This is a genomic window from Adlercreutzia aquisgranensis, assembly GCF_943193145.1.
GTDB lineage: Bacteria > Actinomycetota > Coriobacteriia > Coriobacteriales > Eggerthellaceae > Xiamenia > Xiamenia aquisgranensis.
Map to the genome: position 1 here is coordinate 15,957 of NZ_CALPDA010000007.1, position 21,173 is coordinate 37,129.

Genomic DNA, 21,173 nt, shown 5'->3' on the forward strand with positions numbered 1-21,173 from the left:
TCATGGCGGCACCCATCATCGTCGTAGGGCACAAGAACCCGGACAACGATTCCATCTGCGCCGCCGTGGGCTACGCGTACCTGAAGAACCGCCTGGCCGAGCGCGAGGCGGAAGGCGGCGAGCCGGCGGCGGTCTACGTGCCGGCGCGGTTGGGGCCTCTGCCCCCGGAAAGCGCCTGGGTGCTCCAGCAAAACGGCATACCGGCGCCCGAAGTGCTGGCCCACGTCCACGCGCGGGTCTCCGACGTCATGACGTGCGATCCTATTTCCATCGGCCATGACGACACGTTGCTGTCGGCGGGTCGGCTGCTGCGGCAGCACAACGTGCGGGCGCTCGTGGTCACCGACGACGACGGCGCCTACCGCGGGCTCATCACCACGCGCATGATCGCCGAGCGCTACATCTCGGCCACCGACATGCTGGAGGAGGGCGCCGCCAACGAGATGGCGGTGGCCGGCAACCTCATCGCGTCGCTGGGCCAGAAGGTGAGCGAGATCACCGAGACCGACGTGCTGGTGCTGGACAAGGAGGGCCTGCTCAAAGAGGCTGTGGAGGACCTTATGGCCAGCGCGCTGCGCGAAGCGGTGGTCCTCGACGACGAAGGGCACGCCATCGGCATCGTCACGCGCTCCGACGTGGCGGTGCATCCCCATCGCAAGGTGATCCTCGTCGACCACAACGAGACGCGCCAGGCGGCCAACGGCATCGAGGAGGCCGAGGTGGTGGAGATCGTGGACCATCACCGCATAGCCGATGTCATGACGGCCAATCCCATCAAGTTCCTGAACCTGCCCGTGGGCTCCACCGCCACCATCGTGGCCATGGAGTTCGACCGCCACGGGGTGGAGCTGCCTCCGAACATCGCCAGCGTTCTTCTGTCGGCCATCATGACCGACACCGTCATCCTGAAGTCGCCCACCACCACCTACGTGGACCGCGACCAGGTCGAGCGCCTGTCGCGCATCGCGGGCGTCGACCCCATGGAATTCGGTCTGGCGGTGTTCAAATGCCGCGGCGGCGAGGACGACGTCCCGGTGGAGAAGCTGGTGGGCGCCGATGCCAAGGAATTCATCATCGGGGATGCCACCGTGCTCATCGCCCAGCGCGAGACGGTGGACCTGCCGGCGGTCATGCATCGCGAGGCCGAGATCCGCGAGCACATGCGCCGGCTGCTTGCCGACCACGGCTACGAGTTCGTGCTGTTCATGGTCACCGACATCATGGCCGAGGGCAGCCAGTTCCTCTGCGAGGGGAACCGCCGCATCGTCAACCGCGTCTTCGGAATCGACTGCAAGGGGGAAGGCGGCACTTGGATGCCCGGCATCCTGTCGCGCAAGAAGCAGGTGGCGGCCCGCATCCTGGGCGTGTAACCAGGTTCGTGCGCTTGCATGCACGAGCGTGTTGCAGGTGCGCATCGCTTCGAAGGCTTGAGAAGCCCGCATAATCGGCAGGTTGGGGAGGAAAAACGCGCGAACCTGCCGATTTTGCGGGCTTCCGTTCGGCGCCGGCCTTCGGGCCTCCTCAATTATCGAGAAGCTGTGGAGGTTTCGGCGACGCACGTTGCGACCGAACCGGACGCTTGTAGAAATCCCAGCTCAACCTGTATTTTTCTAAGGAGTGCAAGTATAGATACGCCCGGATGCGTGGCGTTTGACACCCCTGGTGAGCGCTGGTATAGTTCCACCTCGCGCCTTGAAACCGAGGTGCATTGCTCGTGCGCGTTTCAGCTGGACGCACACGCGCGAATGCTGACCTTGTCAGCGGTAAGGCAATGGTGTCGTCGCCAATCTCACGCGGCGGCCGGCACCGAGGTACGAAGAAGGAGATAGAGCTTTGCCTACTATCAACCAGTTGGTCCGCAAGGGCCGCAAGCGGTCGGTGGACAAGAAGAAGACGCCGGCTCTGAAGGGCAACCCGCAGAAGCGCGGCGTGTGCACCCGCGTGTACACCACCACGCCGAAGAAGCCGAACTCGGCCCTGCGCAAGGTGTGCCGTGTTCGCCTCGTGAACGGCATGGAGGTCACCGCCTACATCCCCGGCGAGGGCCACAACCTGCAGGAGCACTCCATGGTGCTCATCCGCGGCGGTCGTGTGAAGGACCTCCCCGGTGTGCGCTACAAGGTGATCCGCGCCGCTCTGGACTGCTCGCCGGTGAACAACCGCAAGCAGGCCCGCAGCCGCTACGGTGCCAAGCGCCCGAAGTAAGTAAGCCGTTAAGCCGCGCGGGCTTGCGCGACGCGGTTCGCTGAAGGAATGCGAACCACGGCAAGCCTAATGGGCGGGTGAGAGCCGCCTCGAAGCGCGCAGGAGAAGAAGGAGACGTAAATGTCCCGTCGTGCAGCAGCAGTCCGTCGCGAGGTTCAGCCGGACGCGAAGTACAACAACCGCCTTGTCACGCAGCTGATCAACAAGATCCTGCTTGACGGCAAGAAGTCCAAGGCCGAAGACATCGTCTACGGCGCCTTCCAGATCGTGGAGGAGAAGACCGGCCAGGACCCCCTGACCGTGTTCAAGAAGGCCATGGACAACGTCCGCCCCACGCTGGAGGTCAAGCCCAAGCGCGTCGGCGGCGCCACCTACCAGGTGCCCATGGAGGTCAACGCCCGCCGCGCCACCACGCTGGCCATCCGCTGGATCGTGGACTTCTCCCGCAAGCGCAAGGAGCACACCATGAAGGCGCGCCTTGCCCAGGAGATCATCGACGCTTCCGAGAACACCGGCGCCTCGGTGAAGAAGCGCGAAGACCTGTACAAGATGGCCGAGTCCAACCGTGCGTTCTCGCACTATCGTTTCTAAAGGAGGGCAGACGCTACAATGGCAAAGACCCCTTTGAGCCAAACCCGTAACTTCGGCATCATGGCCCACATCGATGCCGGCAAGACCACCACGACCGAGCGCATCCTGTACTACACGGGCAAGACGCACAAGATCGGCGAGGTGCACGACGGTGCGGCCACCATGGACTGGATGGTTCAGGAGCAGGAGCGCGGCGTGACCATCACGGCTGCTGCCACCACCTGCTTCTGGAAGAAGGACGGTGTTGAGTACCGCTTCCAGATCATCGACACCCCCGGCCACGTGGACTTCACCGCCGAGGTGGAGCGCTCGCTGCGCGTGCTCGACGGCACCGTGGCGGTGTTCGACGCCGTGGCCGGCGTGCAGCCCCAGTCCGAGACCGTGTGGCGCCAGGCCGAGCGCTACGGCGTGCCCCGCATCGCCTTCATCAACAAGTACGACCGCGTGGGCGCCGACTTCTTCCACGCTATCCAGACCATGCGCGACCGCCTGGGCGCCAACGCCGTGGCCGCCCAGATCCCCATGGGCTCCGAGGACCGCTTCTGGGGCATCGTGGACCTGGTGACCATGACCGCCTGGGACTTCAAGGCCGACGACAAGGGCATGACCTACCCCGAGCCCATGGACGCCATCCCGGCCGAGTTCGCCGAGGATGCCGCCCTGTACCACCAGGAGCTGCTGGAGGCCGCCGCCGACTGCGACGACGACCTCATGGAGAAGGTGCTCATGGAGGAGGAGGTTTCGGTCGAGGAGCTGAAGGCCGCCCTTCGCAAGGGCGTCATCGACTGCAAGATCAACCCCGTGTTCGTGGGCAGCGCCTACAAGAACAAGGGCGTGCAGGAGCTTCTCGACGCCGTGGTGGACTACCTGCCCAGCCCGCTGGACATCCCTGCCATCAAGGGCGTGAACCCCGAGACCGGCGCCGAGGAAGAGCGTCCCGCCGATCCGAAGGGGCCGTTCTCCTCGCTGGCGTTCAAGATCATGACCGACCCCTACGTGGGCAAGCTCACCTACCTGCGCGTGTACTCCGGCTCGCTTGACGCCGGCAGCTACGTGCTCAACGCGGTGAAGGACAAGAAGGAGCGCATCGGCCGTTTGCTGCAGATGCACTCCAACCAGCGCGTGGACGTGGATTCCTGCTCCGCCGGCGACATCGTTGCCGTCGTGGGCCTGAAGGACACCACCACCGGCGACACCCTGTGCGCCGAGAACGCGCCGGTCATCCTGGAGTCCATGGAGTTCGCCGACCCGGTTATCGACATCGCCGTGGAGCCGAAGACCAAGGCCGAGCAGGACAAGATGGCCGTGGCGCTGCAGAAGCTGGCCGAGGAGGACCCCACCTTCCGCGTGTCCACCAACCACGAGACCGGCCAGACCATCATCGCCGGCATGGGCGAGCTGCACCTCGAGATCATCATCGACCGCCTGCTGCGCGAGTTCAAGGTGGAGGCCAACGTGGGCAAGCCCCAGGTAGCCTATCGCGAGCGTCCGGGCCACGAGGTGCTGGGCGCCGAGGGCAAGTTCGTCCGCCAGACCGGTGGTCGCGGCCAGTACGGCCATGCGGTCATCAACATGTACCCGCAGGAGCCCGGCGCCGGCTACCTCTTCGAGAACAAGATCGTGGGCGGCGTGGTTCCCAAGGAGTACATCCCGTCCATCGACAAGGGCATTCAGGAGGCGCTGAACTCCGGCGTTCTGGCCGGCTACCCGGTCGAGGACGTGCGCGTCGAGCTGATCGACGGCAGCTACCACGACGTCGACTCCTCCGAGGCGGCGTTCAAGGTGGCCGGTTCCATGGCCATCAAGGACGCGCTGCGCAAGTCCAACCCGGTCATCCTGGAGCCTGTGATGGCCGTCGAGGTGGAGACTCCCGAGGAGTACACCGGCTTCGTCATGGGCGACATCCCCAGCCGCCGCGGCATGATCCAGGGCCAGGAGAAGCAGGGCAACGCTATCGCCATCCAGGCCAAGGTGCCCCTGGGCAACATGTTCGGCTACGCGACCGACCTTCGCAGCGGTACGCAGGGTCGTGCGACCTACACCATGCAGTTCGACTCCTACGAGCCGGTTCCCAAGAGCGTGTCCGAAGAGATCATCAGCAAGGCCGGCGGCAACGCGTAAGCGCGCAGGCGAAATTTGGAGGTATGACAAGTGGCTAGTCAAAAGATTCGCATCCGCTTGAAGGGCTATGATCACGAGATCGTGGACCAGTCCACGAAGCTCATCGTGGACACCGCCCAAAAGACGGGTGCCAAGGTTTCCGGACCTATCCCGCTGCCTACGGAGCGCAACATGTACTGCGTCATCCGCGGGCCCCATGTGAACAAGGACTCCCGCGAGCAGTTCGAGATGCGCACCCACAAGCGCCTCATCGACATCCTGGAGCCCACGCCGAACACGGTTGATTCCCTTATGCGCCTCGACCTGCCGGCCGGCGTCGACATCGAGATCAAGCTGTAAGGGGTGTAGTAGATATGATTAACGCCATTTTCGGTAAGAAGATCGGCATGACGCAGATCTTCGACGAGAACGACCGCGTGATCCCGGTCACCGTCATCCAGGCCGAGCCCAACAAGGTCTGCCAGGTGAAGACCAAGGAGACCGACGGCTACGAGGCCGTTCAGATGGGCTTCGGCGCCGTGAAGCCCAAGAAGGTGAACAAGCCCATGGCGGGCCACTTCGCCAAGCTCGGCACCGAGCCTACCCGCTACCTGCGCGAGGTGCGCGTGGAGAACGCCTCGGAGCACTCCGTGGGCGACCTGCAGACCGTGGCGGCCTTCGCCGACGTGAAGAAGGTCGACGTGACCGGCACTTCCAAGGGCAAGGGCTTCGCCGGCGTCATGAAGCGCTACGGCTTCGCCGGCGGCCCCGGCGGCCATGGCGCGCACTTCCACCGCGCTCCCGGCTCCATCGGCCAGTGCGCCACGCCCTCCCGCGTGTTCAAGGGCCTGCGCCTTCCCGGCCACATGGGCTGCGACACCGTGACGGTGAAGAACCTGGAAGTGGTTCGCATCGACGAGGATCAGAACCTCATCCTGGTGAAGGGCGCCGTACCCGGCGGCAAGAACGGCATCGTCCGCGTCCGCATGGCCTAAGCGCCGGCAGGACCTGTAAGGAGTTACTTTCATGACGACTATCGAGATCAAAGACGCGAAGGGCGAGGCTGCGGGTACGCTCGAGCTTCCCGCCTCCGTGTACGGCATCGAGCCGAACGTGCCGGTCATGCACCAGGTGGTGCGTTCCCAGCGCGCTTCCTGGCGTGCCGGCACCCATGACACCCGCACCCGCGGCGAAGTGCGCGGCGGCGGCAAGAAGCCGTGGCGCCAGAAGGGCACCGGCCGTGCCCGCCAGGGTACCATCCGCGCTCCCCACTGGACCGGCGGCGGTGTGGTCTTCGGCCCGCATCCCCGCTCCTACGCCTTCCGCGTGAACAACAAGGAAGTGAAGCTCGCCATGCGCAGCGCCCTGTCCGCCAAGCTGGCTGACGGTCAGCTGGTGGTGGTGAAGGACTTCGACTTCGAGAAGCCCCGCACCAAGGACGCCGTGGCCGCTTTGAAGGCTCTGGGGCTGGACCGCCGCACCACGGTGATCATCCCCGACGACGCGGTGGAGACCTTCCTGTCCTTCCGCAACATCCCTACGGTGAATGTGATGCCTGTGTCGGCCATCAACACCTACGAGCTGATCGACAACAAGGCTCTGGTCATCTGCGAGTCTTGCCTGAGCTACATCGAGGAGGTGCTTGCTTAAAATGCAGAAGGATCCCCGCGAGGTCATCATCCGCCCCATCATCACCGAGCACAGCTACGACATGATGGAGCACAACGTCTACACCTTCGAGGTGGCCAAGGACGCAAACAAGATCGAGGTGCGCCAGGCTATCGAGGCGATCTTCGGCGTGAAGGTCGAGAAGGTCAACACGCTGAACGTGAAGTCGAAGCCCAAGCGCGTGCGCTACCAGCTGGGTCGCACCCGTACCTGGAAGAAGGCCATGGTTACGCTCAAGGATGGCGATACCATCGAGCTGTTTGCCAGCTAGAGAAGGCGGCAAGCGACATACCGCGCTGACGTTGGGGCCCTGCCGAGTTCGGCGGGGCCCTTTTTCGGTTCGAGCGAGCGGAAACGGCGGTAGGAGGAATGGCGTTTCCGCGCGCACGGGCTATAATGCGCGGATAAGGTATATGCGAGGGGAAACGGACGGCATCTTGTACACGAACGAGCAGGGGAATGGCAGCGCACCGCGTGCGCGCTATCCGCAGCGCGAGCCCGGGCGCGCCGGCGCTGGGCAGGTTCATCGGCGCCCCTCGGTCAACGACCGCGGTCGCCGCTCACCCGTAGCGGCTGCGGGCAGCGGGACCCCGAGGAGGCCCGGCGGTGCGCCTGCGCCAGGGCGGGCTGTCGCCGCGCCCACGGTGGGACGAGCCGCCGATGCGGCGGGTGCCCGCCGGGGCGGCCCGGGGCCGGTAGCGGGCGCCCGAGGCCGTGCCCACGGCTCCTCCCGCGCCGACCGGGAGGAAGCAATCCTGCGCATGCGGCGCGCGAGCAGGATGTACACGCTGCGCATCGTGGCAGTCGTTGCGGCCGCCGTGCTGCTGATCGCCGGCTACGGGTGGGGGACGGCGAAGTATCGCGGCAGCTTCTATCCTGCGACCAGCGCTTACGGGGTGGGCTTCGGCAGCGTGGACGTGCAGCAGGTGCATCCGCTTGCGCAGGAGGCGCTTTCGGCGTACTCCCTCCACGTGAGCGGGCAGGGGCTCGACCTGACTATCCCGGGCAGCGACATCTCCTTGGCGTTCGCCTCGGACGACATCGGACAGGACGTTCTCGACGCCCAGGGGACGCTCCTCTGGCCCGTGTCGGCCCTGCTGCCCCATGACGCCTCCGAGTTCTTCGAGGTGGTTTACGACCGCGAAGCGCTGCTGGACATCCTGCGCGAGGCCGTCGCCTCGGGAAACGAGGCGGCGCAGCAGGCCGCAGACCCGGACATCGCGTTCGACAAGGCCCGGGGCCAGTGGGTGTACGAACCGGCCGAGGCCGGTGCCGTGATAGACGCCGACGCGTTGGCCGCGGCGTGCGAGGGCGCGATCTCGTCCTACCAGCCCGAGCTTGCCGTCCCAGCGGAATGCGTCGCGCAATCGGAGCTTTCCGCCGATGCCGAGAAGAAGCGGCAGGCCGCGCAGCGCGCCAACGAGCTGTGCGCCGCCTACGATGTGAGCTTCACGTTGGGGGACTCCGCATCGTTTCGCGTGGGGGCTGCTCAGGCGGCGCAGTGGATAACCTTCGGCGAGGACTACGAGGCGAGCATCGACCAGGGCAAGGTCGACGAATGGCTGGACACCCTGAGGGGGCTGCTGTCGGGAGCGAGCACGCGCACCTACGTGCGGCCCGACGGCAAGGTGTGCACGGTGGAGGGAGGCGACTACCTCTGGCGCGCCCAGGACGCCGACGGGGCCGTGGAGGCCGTGCGGGCGGCGCTTGAGGGGGACGCTTCGGATACGAGCATCCCCTGCAGCGTCGTCGGCAACGGCTTCCTGGGAATTCCCGGAGCGGACTGGGGTCCCCGCTACGTCGACGTCGACATGACCGAGCAGCATGCGCGCTTCTACGACGACGGCGGCGATCTGGTGTGGGAGAGCGACATCATCACGGGCGTATGGGGCACGCAGTACGAAACCCCCACCGGGGTGTACACCGTTACCGAGAAGCTCAGCCCCGCCCAGCTGCGAAGCGTGGGCACCTTGGAGTACATCGACGAGAACGGGAATCTGCAGGTGGAGGAGGACCACCTGTTCGGGCGCGACGTGGACTACTGGATGCCCTTCATAGGCACGTTCATCGGATTGCACGACGCCTGGTGGCAGACCGAGTTCGGGGGCGAGCTGTACAAGGACGGCTACTTTGGCAGCGGCGGATGCGTGAACCTTCCCACGGAGAAGGCCGCCGAGCTCTACGGGATGTTGGAGCCGGGGGACGTGGTGGTGACGCACTACTAGGTACTTGCTGAAGGCAGGCTGCGAGCCGACGCGGGAGGACCTGTGCGAGACGGCTACCTGCGGATGCGCACCGGCGCCCATGCGGCGAAGTGCCGCAATTCTGCTCTTAGGGGGGAGGGGCGGCGCGAAGGCGGCCGCATTGCAGCGCATGAGCTATCATGGTGCCTGACTTCGTCTGGGGCGCAGGCAAGCGCATTGTCCTCGCCCGTCCAACCGGAAGGAAAGCGAACCCCATGGCCGACCAGCTAACCGCCCACGACGTCCGCGGTATCGCGGAGTACGTGCGCATCGGATTGACCGACGAGGAGGTGGCCGCCATGACGCGGGACCTCAACGCCATCATCGAGAGCCTCTCGCCCATCACCGAGTACGACCTGGAAGGGGTGGAGCCGACGTTCCATCCCATCGGAAGCCTCTCCAACGTCATGCGCGACGATGCCGAAGTGCCCGGCTTCACCCAGGCCGAGGCGCTGGCCAACGCGCCGCGTCAGCAGGACGGCAGCTTCCTCATCCCGTCGATCCTGGGAGAGGGGGGCGACAGATAATGACGAGCAAAGCCTTTGCGGAGATGGGCGTGGCCGAGCTGCAGCGCGGCTTGGCCGCCAAGGAGTTCAGCGCCCGCGAGGTGGCCGAGGGCTCCCTTGCCCGCATAAGCCTGGCCGATCCCAAGGTGCATGCGTTCTTGGAGGTTACCGAGGAGCTGGCCCTCAAGGCCGCCGACCGCGTTGATGCGGCCGTGGCTGCCGGGAACCTGGCGTCGGCGGGTGCGCTGGCCGGCGTCCCCGCGGCGTTCAAGGACAACATGAACCTGGTTGGCACCCGCACCACCTGCAGTTCTCAGATGCTGGAGAACTACCGGTCGGCCTACACGGCCACCTGCGTCAAGCGCATCATCGACGCGGGCGGCATTCCCCTGGGCAAGCTGAACATGGACGAGTTCGCCTTCGGAAGCTCCACGGAGACTTCCGCTTTCGGACCCACCTGCAACCCGTGGGACGCCGAGCGCGTGCCCGGAGGCTCCTCGGGCGGAAGCGCCGCTGCAGTTGCCGCCGGCCTTGCTACGGTAAGCCTGGGGTCGGACACGGGCGGATCGATCCGTCAGCCCGGCAGTTTCTGCGGACTGGTGGCCGTGAAGCCCACCTACGGCGTGGTGTCCCGCTATGGCGTGGTGGCCTTCGGCAGTTCCCTTGACCAGGTGGGACCCTTCACCCGAAGCGTCGAGGACGCGGCCTTAGCCTTGAACGCCATGGCCGGCCACGACCCCATGGACTGCACGAGCCAGGCCGTCACCACCGATTTCACCGCCAACCTGGCCGAGGGCGTTTCCGGCATGCGCTTGGGCGTGGTGCCCGCCTTCATGGAGGCCGAGGGCCTGCAGCCCGAGGTGAAGGTCAAGGTGCAGGAGGCCATCGAGCAGCTGCGCCGCCTGGGGGCGCAGATCGTGGAGGTGGACCTGCCCAACGCCCAGGCGGCCATGAGCGCCTACTACGTGCTGGGCCCCTGCGAGGCGTTCTCGAACCTGGCGCGCTTCGATTCCGTGCGCTACGGTTACTGCGACGCGGGCCACGGCGACCTGAACGGCCAGTACGAGGCCAGCCGCGCCAAGGGCTTCGGCCCCGAGGCGCGTCGCCGCATCATGCTGGGAAGCTACCTGCTGTCCGCCGGCGTCTACGACACCTACTACTACCCGGCGCAGCAGGTGCGCACCCTGATCACCCGTGATTACCAGCACGCCTACGAGCAGGTGGACTGTATCGTGGCTCCGGTGAGTCCGCGCACGGCTTTCCGCTTCGGCGAGGTGACCGACCCTACCGAGATGTACTTGTCCGATATGTTTACCATCTCCATCAACATCGCCGGCAACGGCGGCATGTCCATGCCGGTGGGCCTGGGCGCCGACTCGAAGCTGCCCGTGGGCGTTCAGCTGATAGCCCCGCAGTTCAAAGACGAAAACATGCTGCGGGTTGCCGCGGCTTTGGAAACGGTGTACGGCCCGGCTCCCGTGGCCCCGGCCTTCGCCGACGGAAAGGTGGGGAACTGATATGCGCTCCCTGGAAGAGGTGCTCAAAGACTGGGAGGCGGTCATCGGCCTGGAGGTGCATGCCGAGTTGACCACCTTGAACACCAAGATGTTCTGCGGCTGCAAGCTGGAGTTCGGCGCCGCCCCCAACACCCATACCTGCCCGGTGTGCCTGGGGCTTCCCGGCGCCTTGCCAGTGCCGAACAAGGCCGCCATCGAGTCCATCGTGCTGGCGGGTCTTGCCACCAACTGCGACATCGAGAAGCACTCGATGTTCTACCGCAAGACCTACATGTACCCCGACATGGCCAAGAACTTCCAGACCACCCAGGGGCCGGTGGCCTTCTGCATGCGCGGCTGGCTGGATTTGGACGTGGACGGCAACGCAGCCAAGGAGCGCTACAACCTGGGGGCGCTGTCGGTGGGGGAGGCCTTCGAGAACATCGAGCGCACCGAGGCCGGCTACAAGGCCCACGTGGGCATCACCCGCATCCACATGGAGGAGGACGCGGGCAAGATGGTGCACATCGGCGGCGAGGAGGGCCGCATCGCCGGCGCCACCCACAGCCTGGTGGACTACAACCGCGCCGGCACTCCGCTCATCGAGCTGGTGACCGAGCCCGACCTGCGCACGCCCGAGGAGGCGCGTCTGTTCATGCAGACCCTGCGCCAGATCTATTTGGCCATAGGCATCTCCGACTGCTCCATGGAGGAGGGCTCCATGCGCTGCGACGGCAACATATCCCTTCGCCGGCGCGGGTCGAAGACGCTGGGCGTGAAGACCGAGCTCAAGAACCTGAATTCCTTCAAGAGCCTTCACGACGGGCTGGCCTACGAGATCTGCCGCCAGGCCGAGGTGCTGGAGGAGGGGGGCCAGGTGTACCAGGAGACCCGCCACTGGGACCCCTCCGCCAAGCGCACCATCGTCATGCGCGTGAAGGAGACCGCCGACGACTACCGGCTGTTCCCCGACCCCGACCTGGCGCCCTTCGACCTGTCCGACGAGTTCGTGGAGCGCGTTCGGACCAAGCTGCCGGAGCTGCCCCATCAGAAGGCGGCGCGCTTCGGCGAGCAGTTCGGGCTGTCCGCCTACGACGCGCGCCATCTGGTGGACCATCGCAGCACTGCCACCTTCTTCGAGGCGGTCATGGCCGATGCGGGCGGCGACGCCGCGTCGCTGGCCAAGCCGGTGGCCAACCTGATCATCAACGAAGTGAGCGCCTACATGAACAGCCACGAGGGCTTCAATGTGAACGAGAGCCCCTTCACGCCCGAGCGCTGTTTGTCCTTGGTGCGCCTGGTGGCCAGCGACGCCATCTCGTCGAAGCAGGCCAAGCAGGTGTTCGCCGCCGTGATGGCCGAGGATGCCGAGCCGGAGGCCATCGTGGAGGCCAAGGGCATGCGCCAGGTGTCCGATGCAGGCGCGCTCGAGGCCGTGGTGGATGCGGTGATCGCCCAGAACCCCGACAAGGCGGAGCAGTACCGGGGCGGCAAGACGGGCCTCATGGGATTTTTCGTGGGGCAGTGCATGCGCCAGACCGGCGGCCAGGCCAATCCCAAGTTGCTCAACGAGCTGCTTTCGGCAAAGCTTTCGTAACGGGTTTTGGTCATTGTACGAACGGTGCTTGCAAACAAGGCGCCCATGATACAATAATGCGACTTATGCGCGCCTAAAAACGCCGCCACACACAGCACAAACGCAGCAAGGTCGGTTGGAAGGAACAACATGGACGAAACAGGAGTCTTGGGTCTGCTCGAGGAGCTCACCATTCTGCTGGAAGACTCTAAGCCGGTTTTTGGCAAGAGCAACATGCGCCAAGTGGACATCTCCCAGGTCTTCGAGATCATCGACGAGATGCGCGAGACGTTCCCCTCTGAATTCGCCCAGAGCCGCCAGATCGTCCGCGAGCGCCAGGTGCTGCTCGACGACGCCCAGGCCGAGGCCAACCGCATGATCGAGGATGCGCGCAGCCAGGCGCTCATCATCGCCTCCGAACAGGAGATCGTCCGCATCTCCCAACAGCAGGCCGACCAGCTGATTGCCGATGCGCGCGAGACCGAGCTCATGACCCGCGCCGGTGCCGAGGACTACGCCGACGAGGTGTTCGGCCATGTGGAGCAGAGCCTGGACACGCTGCTGAACAACGTGCGCCGCTGCCGCGACCGCCTGAACGCCAACTCCATGGCGGCCGGGCGCTAGTCACGGCGTCGGCCCTTCGCCAACCTGCACCCCGAAGCGCGCCCAGCTCATCGCCGGGCGCGCTTTTTCCTACCGGCCCTTCCGATTCGGCCAACCTCTACGAAAGGAGGCCCGTGCCATGGACACGACGCTTCGAATCCCCGTTCCCTACGAGCTGTTCTCCCCGACGGAGACCGCGCATTTCGAAGGCCATGCGGACTTGGGCGTGCTTGCCGCCGGCCCCGACGAGTACGTGTTCGCAGAACCGCTTTCCTACGCGGTGGACTTCACCAACACCGGCGACGCCGTTTTGGTCGCCGGCACCGTGGACGGGGTGGCGACGACCGCCTGCGCCCGCTGCCTCGAACCTGTGGAGGTGTCCCTGCGCGGAAGCGTCGAAGGGTATTTCCTGCTGGCGCCCGACGCGGCGTCCCAGGAGGGCATGGAGGGTGACGAGTTCGACGTGCTGCCCGCCGACAAGGTGATCGACCTGGAGCCGCTCATCGTGGCCGCGCTGCTGGTGGAGGTGCCGCTGGTTCCCCTGTGCTCCGACGACTGCAAGGGCATTTGCCCGGAATGCGGCGCTAACCGAAACGTCGAGCAGTGCGCTTGCGGCACGGCCGTCGCCGACGACGCGCCCTACATCATGGCCGACGGCCGCCCGAACCCCTTCGCGGCTTTGAAGGACTTTCCCTTCGGCAAGCAGGAGTAGGGGATGTCCGTCGGCGGCACGAAGCGTTTTCCCTTTGCGAGCAGCGCCTACGGGCGCTGCTTTCGCGTTACGCCCCGTTAGCATGTCCGTTACAGGGGGCTTGGGCCCCGCAGCTTCGGCGTGATTGGAAACTACCATGGTTGCAGCAGCGGACCGATGAGGCGGAAGGCAGGTGGCTATGGGCGAAGATCGCAAGGGATCGGACGGTTCCTTGGACGACGAACCGTCGCCGGTCACCTTCTCCACCTTCGGGCAGTGGATCGGCACTCTCGACTGGGGCCAGGTGGCCCGCCACTGCCTTTTCGCCCTGGTGGTAGGTGTTGCGGGGGCTGCCGGCTCAATCGTGCTGTGCCTGGTGGTGGATGCAGCCGACCGATTTGCGCTCTCCCATAGATTCGTGCTCTTCGCGCTGCCGGTTCTGGGCGTGCTGGGGCTTTTGCTGTACAAAGCGCTCAAGATACCCGCCCACGAGTCCACCGACGACGTGGTGCGAACGTTTCGGGAGAACCGGCCCGTGAGCGCGAAGCTTGCCCCGGGCATCCTGGCGGGCACCGCGCTCACGGTGCTGGGCGGCGGGTCGGTGGGCAAGGAGGCCGGCGCGCTGCAGATGGGCGCATCGCTGGGCGAGCTCGTCTCGCGTCCGTTCGGCTTGCGGGCACTGCATCGGGAAAGCCGGGCGCGCCTGAACGGCTACGCGGCCGCCTGCGGCATGGCCTCGTGCTTCAGCGCCCTGTTCTTCTCGCCCCTGGGGGCCACCATGTTCGTGTTGGAGCTGTCGCGCTTCGACCGCACTGTGGTCCATCGGCTGCCCACCATGCTGGTGGGGGCGTTCATCGGCTGCGCCATCGCGCGGGCTGCGGGTATCGGGGACGTCATCCCCGCCGTGGCCGTGCCGGAGGTGTCGGTGGAGCTGCTGGGCGGATGCGTGCTCGTGGGGCTTGCCTGCGGCGTGGCCGGCACGGCGTTCTCCTGGGGCATCAAGGGCGTGAAGCGATTTCTTCGCTCGCGGGTGGGAAACCCCTACCTGGCGGTGTTCGCCGGAGGTGCGCTGTTCGCCGCCTTGGTGTTCGCCTTCAGGTGGTTCGGTTACATGGGCACGGGGGACGCGCTCATGGGCCGGGCGCTGGCCGGCGACGTCGCCGGCTGGGATTTCGCGGTGAAGCTGCTGCTGACGGTGGTGGCGCTGGGCTTCGGGTTCAAGGGCGGCGAGATCATGCCCATGTTCTGCATCGGGTCGCTGCTGGGGTGCGCTTTGGGGGCCGCCGTGGGGCTTGACGCACCGCTGCTGGCCGCTGCGGGCTTGGCCGGGTTCTTCTCTGCTGCGAGCCGCTGCCCGCTTGCGGCCTTCCTCATCGGTTGCGAGGTGTTCGGGTGGCTGGCGGCCCCGTATCTGGTCGTGGCGGTGGCCGTGGCGTTTCTGTGCGGCGCCGATGCGGGCATCTACGGGCATGGGGCCTTTAGGGGCATAGTTCGTCTGAAGAATGAGCGCCGTTCCTAGAGCGCTTCGGGCTTTTATGTCACTATGGGCTGAATCATCAGCGAATCGAGCGGTCGGGAGTTGAGCATGGCGAAAGACGTCGATCTTACCGAGGAGTACCTGGGCTACATCGCCGAGCTTGGGGGCGATAGCCAAGGCCGTGCCGACGCGCGCGACTACATGGACCATTCCACGGCCACCTATGCCGGCAAGGTGGTGAACACCTCCTACATCCCGAAGCTGTTCGACCTGCGCACCCGCGAGGTGATGCGCCAGGCTGCCGAGACTATGCACGGCATACTCTGCAAGGTGGTGGAGCACTACCGCGCCGATGCGGGCTACCGCGCGCTGTTCGACATGGACGAGCGTTTGGAGGCGCTCATGATGCTTCCGAGCGGCTACGCCCAGCCCATTCCCTTCGCTCGCTACGACGCCTTCGTGAACGAGGACACCGGCGAGGTGCGCTTCTGCGAGTTCAACACCGACGGCTCCTCGGGCATGAACGAGAACCGCGAGGCCACCAACTCGCTTTCAGGCTGCGAGCCACTGCGCCGCTTCAGCGAGCGGCACATGGTGCGCGATTGCAGCCGCCGGCTCTTCGAGGGATGGGTGGAGGAGTTTTTGCGCATCTACCGCGGCTCCGACTACGCCGCTCGGTTGCGCCGCGTAGCCGAGCAGGCGGCCGCAGGCGATGCTCGGGCGCTCTCGCAGCCTGCGGACAAGGCGGCGGGTGTTGATGCTGCCGAGCGCCCCCATGTGGCGGTGGTGGACTACCTGGAGAACTCGGTGGTCACCGAGCTTGCCATCTACGCGCGCCTGTTCGAAGACGCCGGTTGCGCCTTTAGCGTCTACGACATACGCGACCTGCGATTCGACGGGCAGCGCTTGAGCTGCCCGAAGGCTCATCTGGGCCACGAGGGGCTGCCCGTCGACGCCATCTGGCGGCGCAGTGTGGCCTCCGACGTGCTGGCCCATTGGGACGAGAGCCGCGCCTACCTGGACGCGGTGCGGGCGGGCGCCGTGTGCCTGATCGGGCCCTTCGCCACCAACGTCGCCCACGACAAGCAGATCTTCGCGCTGTTGCGCCATCCCGCCACCCAGGAGCTGCTCACACCGGCGGAGCGCGACTTCGTGGAGCGCACGGTGCCCTTCACCGCGGTGCTTTCCGACGACCTGCCCAACTTCGGCGACATAGTGGCGAACCCGGCGCGGTGGATCGTGAAGCCCACGGACATGTACGGGTCGCTGGACGTGTTCGCCGGGCCCGACTACGCCCGCGACCCTGCGGCCTGGGAGGCGGTGGTGAGGTCCCATGTGCGGGAGCGTGTGGAGAAGCCCTACCTGGTGCAGGAGTTCGTGACCCCGTGGAAGAGTCCGGCCGTGGCCCTGCGGGGCGAGCCGGGCGATGCGACGGCGCCGGTGGAGTTGTACAACAACCTAAGCGGCCTCTACGTGATCGACGGGCGCTTCTCGGGGGTGTTCAGCCGTTTGGGGCCCGAGCCCATCATCCTGGGCTCCCACGGGGGGCTGACGGCGGCGAGCCTGTGGGTGGACGATGTGCAGTGATGCGAAGCGGAAGGGCGGTGCGATGACTGGCGGAACCGAAAGCGGGGCCGGTACGGCTACCGGCAATCGACGATTGACTGCGGAGTACCTGGACGTCGTCCGCAGCCTCGGCGGGGACGTGCCAGGCCGGCGCGCAGCTGCGGCGTTCATGGAAGCGTCCACGGCGGTGGTGCACGGGACGGTTGTGGAGAGCTCGTTTCTGCCGAAGCTCTTCGACGACGCCTCCTTCCGCATTCTGCAGCACGCTGCTGCGACCATGTACTCGATCATGGCGAAGGTGACCCGTCGCTACGTGGACGACCCGTCCTTCCGGGAGCTCTTCCGGCTGGACGCGCGCCTGGAGGAGCTGATCGCGCTTCCCCGGGGCTACGACGCGGTTATCCCTGTCTGCCGGGTGGACGTGTTCTTCGACGAGGACGCGGGTACGGTGAAGTTCTGCGAGCTGAACACCGACGGCACCTCCGGCATGAACGAGAACCGCGAGATCACGCTCTCGATACTGCCTTCGGAGAGTCTGCGCGAGTTCGCAAGGCGCCACAGGGTGGAGCCTTGCGAGCTGGTGGATTCATGGGTCCGCGCGTTTGCGGAGGACTACCGGCAGTGGGCGGTGAGCCACGAGGGGGCGCCCGCGGTGCCCGCCATCGCCATCTGCGACTACCTGGAGAAGGCCACGCTTTCGGAGTTCGAAGTGTACCGCCAGGCGTTTCGCGAAGCGGGGTTTTCCTGCGTCATCTGCGATATCCGCGATCTTCGCTTCGAGGGCGGGCGGCTGCTGGACGCCGAGGGCGGCGTGGTGGACGCGGTATGGCGGCGCGCGGTCACGTCCGACGTGCTGGCCCGCTGGGACGAGTCCCGTGCGCTGCTTGAGGCCGCAACCTCCGACGCCGTGTGCCTGATCGGCAGCTTCGCCGGCAGCCTTACCCACGACAAGCAGGTGTTCCGGGTGCTGCACGACCCGCGGGCTAAGGCCATCCTCACCGACGAGGAGCGCGCCTTCGTGGAAGCCACGGTGCCCTTCACGGCGTTTCTGGCTGCGGATTCGGTGGACCTTGCCGCAGTGAAGGCGAGCAAGGACCGATGGGTGATCAAGCCGAGCGACCTGTTCGATGCCACAGACGTGTTTCTGGGCTGCATGCAGGACCAGAAGACGTGGGAGGCGCTGGTTGACCGCTTTGCCGACGGCGCTTCGGGCGTCCCCTTCCTGCTGCAGGAGTTCGTGACGCCCTTCAAGACCGAGGTGCTGCCCCCCGACGCGGGCATCCTGGAGGCCGACGAGGCGCAGGCGGCCCGCGTCTGCCCGCAGCTTTGGAACAACCTGAGCGGGTTGTACCTGTACAACGGCGAGTTCGCGGGGGTGTTCAGCCGCCAGGGGCCGCGCCCCATCATCACGGGGAACATGACGGCGGCCACGCTATGGGTGGACAGGTGCAAGGGCGCCTCCGAGGCGTCGTAAGCGAAAAGGGTAGGGCTCGCTTGGCGGGCGGATGTCGAAGGGAAGGTGCCCTATGGGCGTTGCAGGACGAATAGCTGCGGTGGTGGGGACGGTGCTTCTGGCCGTGTGCCTGGTGGGCGGCGGCTATGCCGTCGTGGCCATGACCGACGGGCCCACCGTGCTGCTTTCCACGGCGTTCTCGGGCAACGACAACCCGCACACGCCCTTCAGCAAGGACGAGCTGGTTTCCATGGCCGTGGCGGGGAAGCGCTACTCCTTCGACGACAACGACCGCGCGGCCCTGGATGCGGTCCAGCGCTCGATCAACGAGGCCGCTGCCGCGGACGGACGCGCCGGGGAGGGCGCACCAGACTTCGCGGAAAGTTCCGGCTCGGCCGATGCCGCCCTGGCCTCGGCTGACGAGGCCTACGTGCTGACGCCGGACGCCCTGTCCCATCTGGATGACTGCTACGCCGTGGCGTCGACGGCGCGCACGGTGCTGCTCGCGTGTCTGATAGGGGCCGTGGTCTGTCTGGCGCTTGCCGGCGCGACCGGGGGGCGGCGGCGCGTGGGCGCCATGGCCGTTGCGGCCGGATCCGCGGTGCTTGCGATCTTCCTGGCGTTGGGGCTGTGGGCGGCCCTTGACTTCGGCGGCTTGTTCGCCGCCTTCCACGGGCTGTTCTTCACGGCGGGCACCTGGACGTTTTCCTGGGAGAGCCTGCTCATCACCATGTACCCCATCGCCTTTTGGATGGGCATGGGCGCTATCTGGGTGGGTGTCACCGCGCTGCTGTCGGCACTGGCCATCGCCTGCGGCGCGCTGTTGCGCCGCCGCGCCAAGCCCGCCCGCTGAGCCGGCGTCGGCCGCCCCTGCCGCCCTGCGCATCCACGTGTGGAGTAGGTGCAGGTGGTGACGGAAAAGCTGCGACGGTGGTACAATCCGCGGATATGCACAGGGGCGCCCGTGCGCCTGCCAGACGGATTCTGGCTCTGCTGAGCCTGCATGGAAGGATGAGAGACACTATGGAAATTCGCGAGCAACTCGAGTCGTTGGTCGGCGCGGCCCTGACCGCCGCCGTGGAGGATGGCTCCCTTGCCGTCCAGGAGATTCCCGATCCCTCGCTGGAGCGCCCCCGCGACGAGAGCAACGGCGACTGGGCGTCCACCGTGGCGCTGCGCCTGGCCAAGCAGGCCCACAAGGCCCCGCGCGACATCGCCCAGGTTATCGTGGAGCATATCCCGGCCAATACCGTGATCGCCTCCACCGAGATCGCCGGCCCCGGCTTCATCAACTTCCGCCTGAGCGACAGCGTGCTGCAAACCGTCGTGCGCACCGTGCGCGAGGAAGCCGAGGGCTACGGCCGCGGCACCGTGGACGAGGGGATGCGCAAGGTGAACCTGGAGTACGTTTCCGCCAACCCCACCGGGCCCTTGCACGTGGGCCATGGCCGCTGGGCCGCCCTGGGCGATGCCATGGCCCGCGTCATGCGCCACGCTGGCTACGACGTGTACGAGGAGTTCTACATCAACGACCACGGCACCCAGATGGACGTGTTCGGCAACTCCGTGTCGGTGCGCTACATGCAGCAGCTCGGCCATGACGTGGAGATGCCCGAGCAGTGCTACGGCGGCAGCTACGTGGGCGACATCGCCGCCGAGATCATCCAGCGCGACGGCGACAAGTACGAGTCGATGTCCGACCAAGAGCGCATGGGGGCCTTCCGCGAGATCGCCTACCGGGAGATGCTGGACCTGCAGAAGAACATCCTGGGCCGCATGGGCACCACCTTCGACCGCTGGTTCTCGGAGCGCAGCCTCTACGTGCCCGACGAGACCGGCGAGACGGCCGTGTCGCGCAGCCTGGCCGCCATGGCCGACAAGGGCTACGTCTACGAGAAGGACGGTGCCACCTGGTTCAAGTCCAGCGCGCTCGGCGACGAGAAGGACCGCGTGCTCATCAAGGCCAACGGCGAGATGACCTACTTCATGAGCGACGTGGCCTACCACTACGACAAGATGCAGCGCGGCTTCGACCATCTGATCGACCTGTGGGGCGCCGACCACCACGGCTACATCAAGCGCTGCGAGTGCATGCTGGAGGCCTGGGGATGGCCCGGGGCCCTGGAAGTGGTGCTGGGCCAGCTGGTGAACCTGTACCGCGACGGCGAGGCCGTGCGCATGTCCAAGCGTACCGGCGAGATGGTCACGCTGGAGGAGCTCGTGGACGAGGTGGGCGTGGACGCCACCCGCTACCTCATGCTCTCCCGCAGCTCCGACCAGCCCATCGACTTCGACATCGAGGTGGCGAAGAAGAAGGACAACTCCAACCCGGTGTACTACGTGCAGTACGCCCATGCGCGCATCTGCTCGCTGCTGCGCAAGGCCGCCGACCCGGCCGACGCCCGCGCCGTGGAAGCCGGCGAACTTTCCATGAACGAGCTGGCTAAGAAGCTGGTTCCCGAAGGGGCCGACCTGTCCAGCCTCACCCATCCGGCCGAGCTTGCCCTTATGCGCAAGATGGACGAGTTCGCCGCGCTGGTGGCCCAGGCCGCCCGCGACCGCGCGCCCTTCCGCCTGACCCACTACGCCCAGGACCTGGCAGCCCTGTTCCACTCCTTCTACACCAGCTGCCATATCCTAAGCGAGGAGGAGCCCGTGCGCGGCGCCCGCTTGGCCCTGGCCGACGCCACCCGCATCGTGCTGGCCCTCAGCCTGAACCTGCTGGGCGTGTCGGCTCCGGAGAAGATGTAGGCGGCGTAGTGAAACGTTGAGGGAATATGGCATCTTCGGAAAATTGCATCTTGTGCAGGCTTTCAGGATGCCATATACTATCTCCTTGCGTTATGGTGGGTGTGGCCTAGTTGGCTAAGGCGCCAGATTGTGGCTCTGGAGATCGAGGGTTCAAGTCCCTTCACCCACCCCAGCTTTTTTGACAATTCATCTTGCGAAGGCATTGCATGTTGGCTATACTAGTCAACCGCTGCTTGAGCAAGCGAAT

Annotated in this window: 19 protein-coding genes and 1 tRNA gene; all 20 read left to right on the forward strand. The window is 66.1% G+C overall.

Annotated features, from left to right (window positions below; translation table 11 throughout):
* Positions 1 to 2 precede the first annotated feature (2 nt).
* Positions 3 to 1,370, forward strand: a complete 1,368-nt coding sequence (locus NFR41_RS05275; RefSeq protein WP_251230994.1) for a putative manganese-dependent inorganic diphosphatase — start codon at positions 3 to 5, stop codon at positions 1,368 to 1,370.
* A gap of 463 nt (positions 1,371 to 1,833) precedes the next feature.
* Positions 1,834 to 2,205 carry a 30S ribosomal protein S12 gene (gene rpsL, locus NFR41_RS05280; protein ID WP_160214233.1) on the forward strand — a complete coding sequence of 124 codons (372 nt, stop codon included), beginning with the start codon at positions 1,834 to 1,836 and terminating at the stop codon, positions 2,203 to 2,205.
* A gap of 120 nt (positions 2,206 to 2,325) precedes the next feature.
* A complete protein-coding gene (gene rpsG / locus NFR41_RS05285; protein WP_160214232.1) occupies positions 2,326 to 2,796 on the forward strand; it encodes a 30S ribosomal protein S7 in 471 nt (156 codons plus the stop codon).
* Positions 2,797 to 2,814: 18 nt separating this feature from the next.
* On the forward strand, positions 2,815 to 4,917 hold the full coding sequence (gene fusA, locus NFR41_RS05290; RefSeq protein ID WP_251230995.1) for an elongation factor G: 2,103 nt from the start codon (positions 2,815 to 2,817) through the stop codon (positions 4,915 to 4,917).
* Positions 4,918 to 4,947: 30 nt separating this feature from the next.
* Positions 4,948 to 5,256: a 30S ribosomal protein S10 gene (gene rpsJ, locus NFR41_RS05295; protein ID WP_160214230.1), complete on the forward strand. Its 309-nt coding sequence runs from the start codon at positions 4,948 to 4,950 to the stop codon at positions 5,254 to 5,256.
* A gap of 14 nt (positions 5,257 to 5,270) precedes the next feature.
* Entirely contained in the window at positions 5,271 to 5,891 is a 621-nt protein-coding gene (gene rplC, locus NFR41_RS05300) for a 50S ribosomal protein L3 (protein ID WP_160214229.1), read from the forward strand.
* Positions 5,892 to 5,922: 31 nt separating this feature from the next.
* Positions 5,923 to 6,546 (forward strand): 50S ribosomal protein L4, encoded by a 624-nt coding sequence (gene rplD / locus NFR41_RS05305; protein WP_160214228.1) that lies wholly within the window; start codon positions 5,923 to 5,925, stop codon positions 6,544 to 6,546.
* A 1-nt stretch (position 6,547) separates the two neighbouring features.
* A complete protein-coding gene (rplW, locus tag NFR41_RS05310) occupies positions 6,548 to 6,835 on the forward strand; it encodes a 50S ribosomal protein L23 (RefSeq protein ID WP_160214227.1) in 288 nt (95 codons plus the stop codon).
* Positions 6,836 to 7,325: 490 nt separating this feature from the next.
* Positions 7,326 to 8,789, forward strand: a complete 1,464-nt coding sequence (locus NFR41_RS05315; protein WP_251230996.1) for a L,D-transpeptidase — start codon at positions 7,326 to 7,328, stop codon at positions 8,787 to 8,789.
* 233 nt (positions 8,790 to 9,022) lie between these two features.
* Positions 9,023 to 9,334: an Asp-tRNA(Asn)/Glu-tRNA(Gln) amidotransferase subunit GatC gene (gene gatC, locus NFR41_RS05320; protein WP_160214225.1), complete on the forward strand. Its 312-nt coding sequence runs from the start codon at positions 9,023 to 9,025 to the stop codon at positions 9,332 to 9,334.
* Entirely contained in the window at positions 9,334 to 10,830 is a 1,497-nt protein-coding gene (gatA, locus tag NFR41_RS05325) for an Asp-tRNA(Asn)/Glu-tRNA(Gln) amidotransferase subunit GatA (RefSeq protein ID WP_251230997.1), read from the forward strand. The genes gatC and gatA overlap by 1 nt, the downstream gene beginning before the upstream one ends.
* A 1-nt stretch (position 10,831) precedes the next feature.
* Complete coding sequence (gatB, locus tag NFR41_RS05330; protein ID WP_251230998.1) at positions 10,832 to 12,406, forward strand: Asp-tRNA(Asn)/Glu-tRNA(Gln) amidotransferase subunit GatB; 1,575 nt, start codon at positions 10,832 to 10,834, stop codon at positions 12,404 to 12,406.
* Between the two features lie 129 nt (positions 12,407 to 12,535).
* A complete protein-coding gene (locus NFR41_RS05335; RefSeq protein WP_160214222.1) occupies positions 12,536 to 13,009 on the forward strand; it encodes an ATP synthase subunit B family protein in 474 nt (157 codons plus the stop codon).
* Between the two features lie 118 nt (positions 13,010 to 13,127).
* Complete coding sequence (locus NFR41_RS05340) at positions 13,128 to 13,700, forward strand: YceD family protein (protein WP_251230999.1); 573 nt, start codon at positions 13,128 to 13,130, stop codon at positions 13,698 to 13,700.
* A gap of 178 nt (positions 13,701 to 13,878) precedes the next feature.
* Positions 13,879 to 15,198 (forward strand): chloride channel protein, encoded by a 1,320-nt coding sequence (locus NFR41_RS05345; protein WP_251231000.1) that lies wholly within the window; start codon positions 13,879 to 13,881, stop codon positions 15,196 to 15,198.
* A 66-nt stretch (positions 15,199 to 15,264) separates the two neighbouring features.
* On the forward strand, positions 15,265 to 16,743 hold the full coding sequence (locus NFR41_RS05350) for an ATP-grasp domain-containing protein (protein WP_251231001.1): 1,479 nt from the start codon (positions 15,265 to 15,267) through the stop codon (positions 16,741 to 16,743).
* Between the two features lie 22 nt (positions 16,744 to 16,765).
* Positions 16,766 to 18,196, forward strand: a complete 1,431-nt coding sequence (locus NFR41_RS05355; protein ID WP_251231002.1) for a carboxylate--amine ligase — start codon at positions 16,766 to 16,768, stop codon at positions 18,194 to 18,196.
* 52 nt (positions 18,197 to 18,248) lie between these two features.
* A complete protein-coding gene (locus tag NFR41_RS05360) occupies positions 18,249 to 19,028 on the forward strand; it encodes a lipoprotein intramolecular transacylase Lit (RefSeq protein ID WP_251231003.1) in 780 nt (259 codons plus the stop codon).
* A gap of 170 nt (positions 19,029 to 19,198) precedes the next feature.
* The gene (argS, locus tag NFR41_RS05365; RefSeq protein ID WP_251231004.1) at positions 19,199 to 20,926 is read left to right on the forward strand and encodes an arginine--tRNA ligase; all 1,728 of its coding nucleotides are present in this window, start codon (positions 19,199 to 19,201) and stop codon (positions 20,924 to 20,926) included.
* Between the two features lie 95 nt (positions 20,927 to 21,021).
* Positions 21,022 to 21,098 (forward strand) — tRNA-His (locus NFR41_RS05370).
* The last annotated feature ends 75 nt before the right edge of the window (positions 21,099 to 21,173 follow it).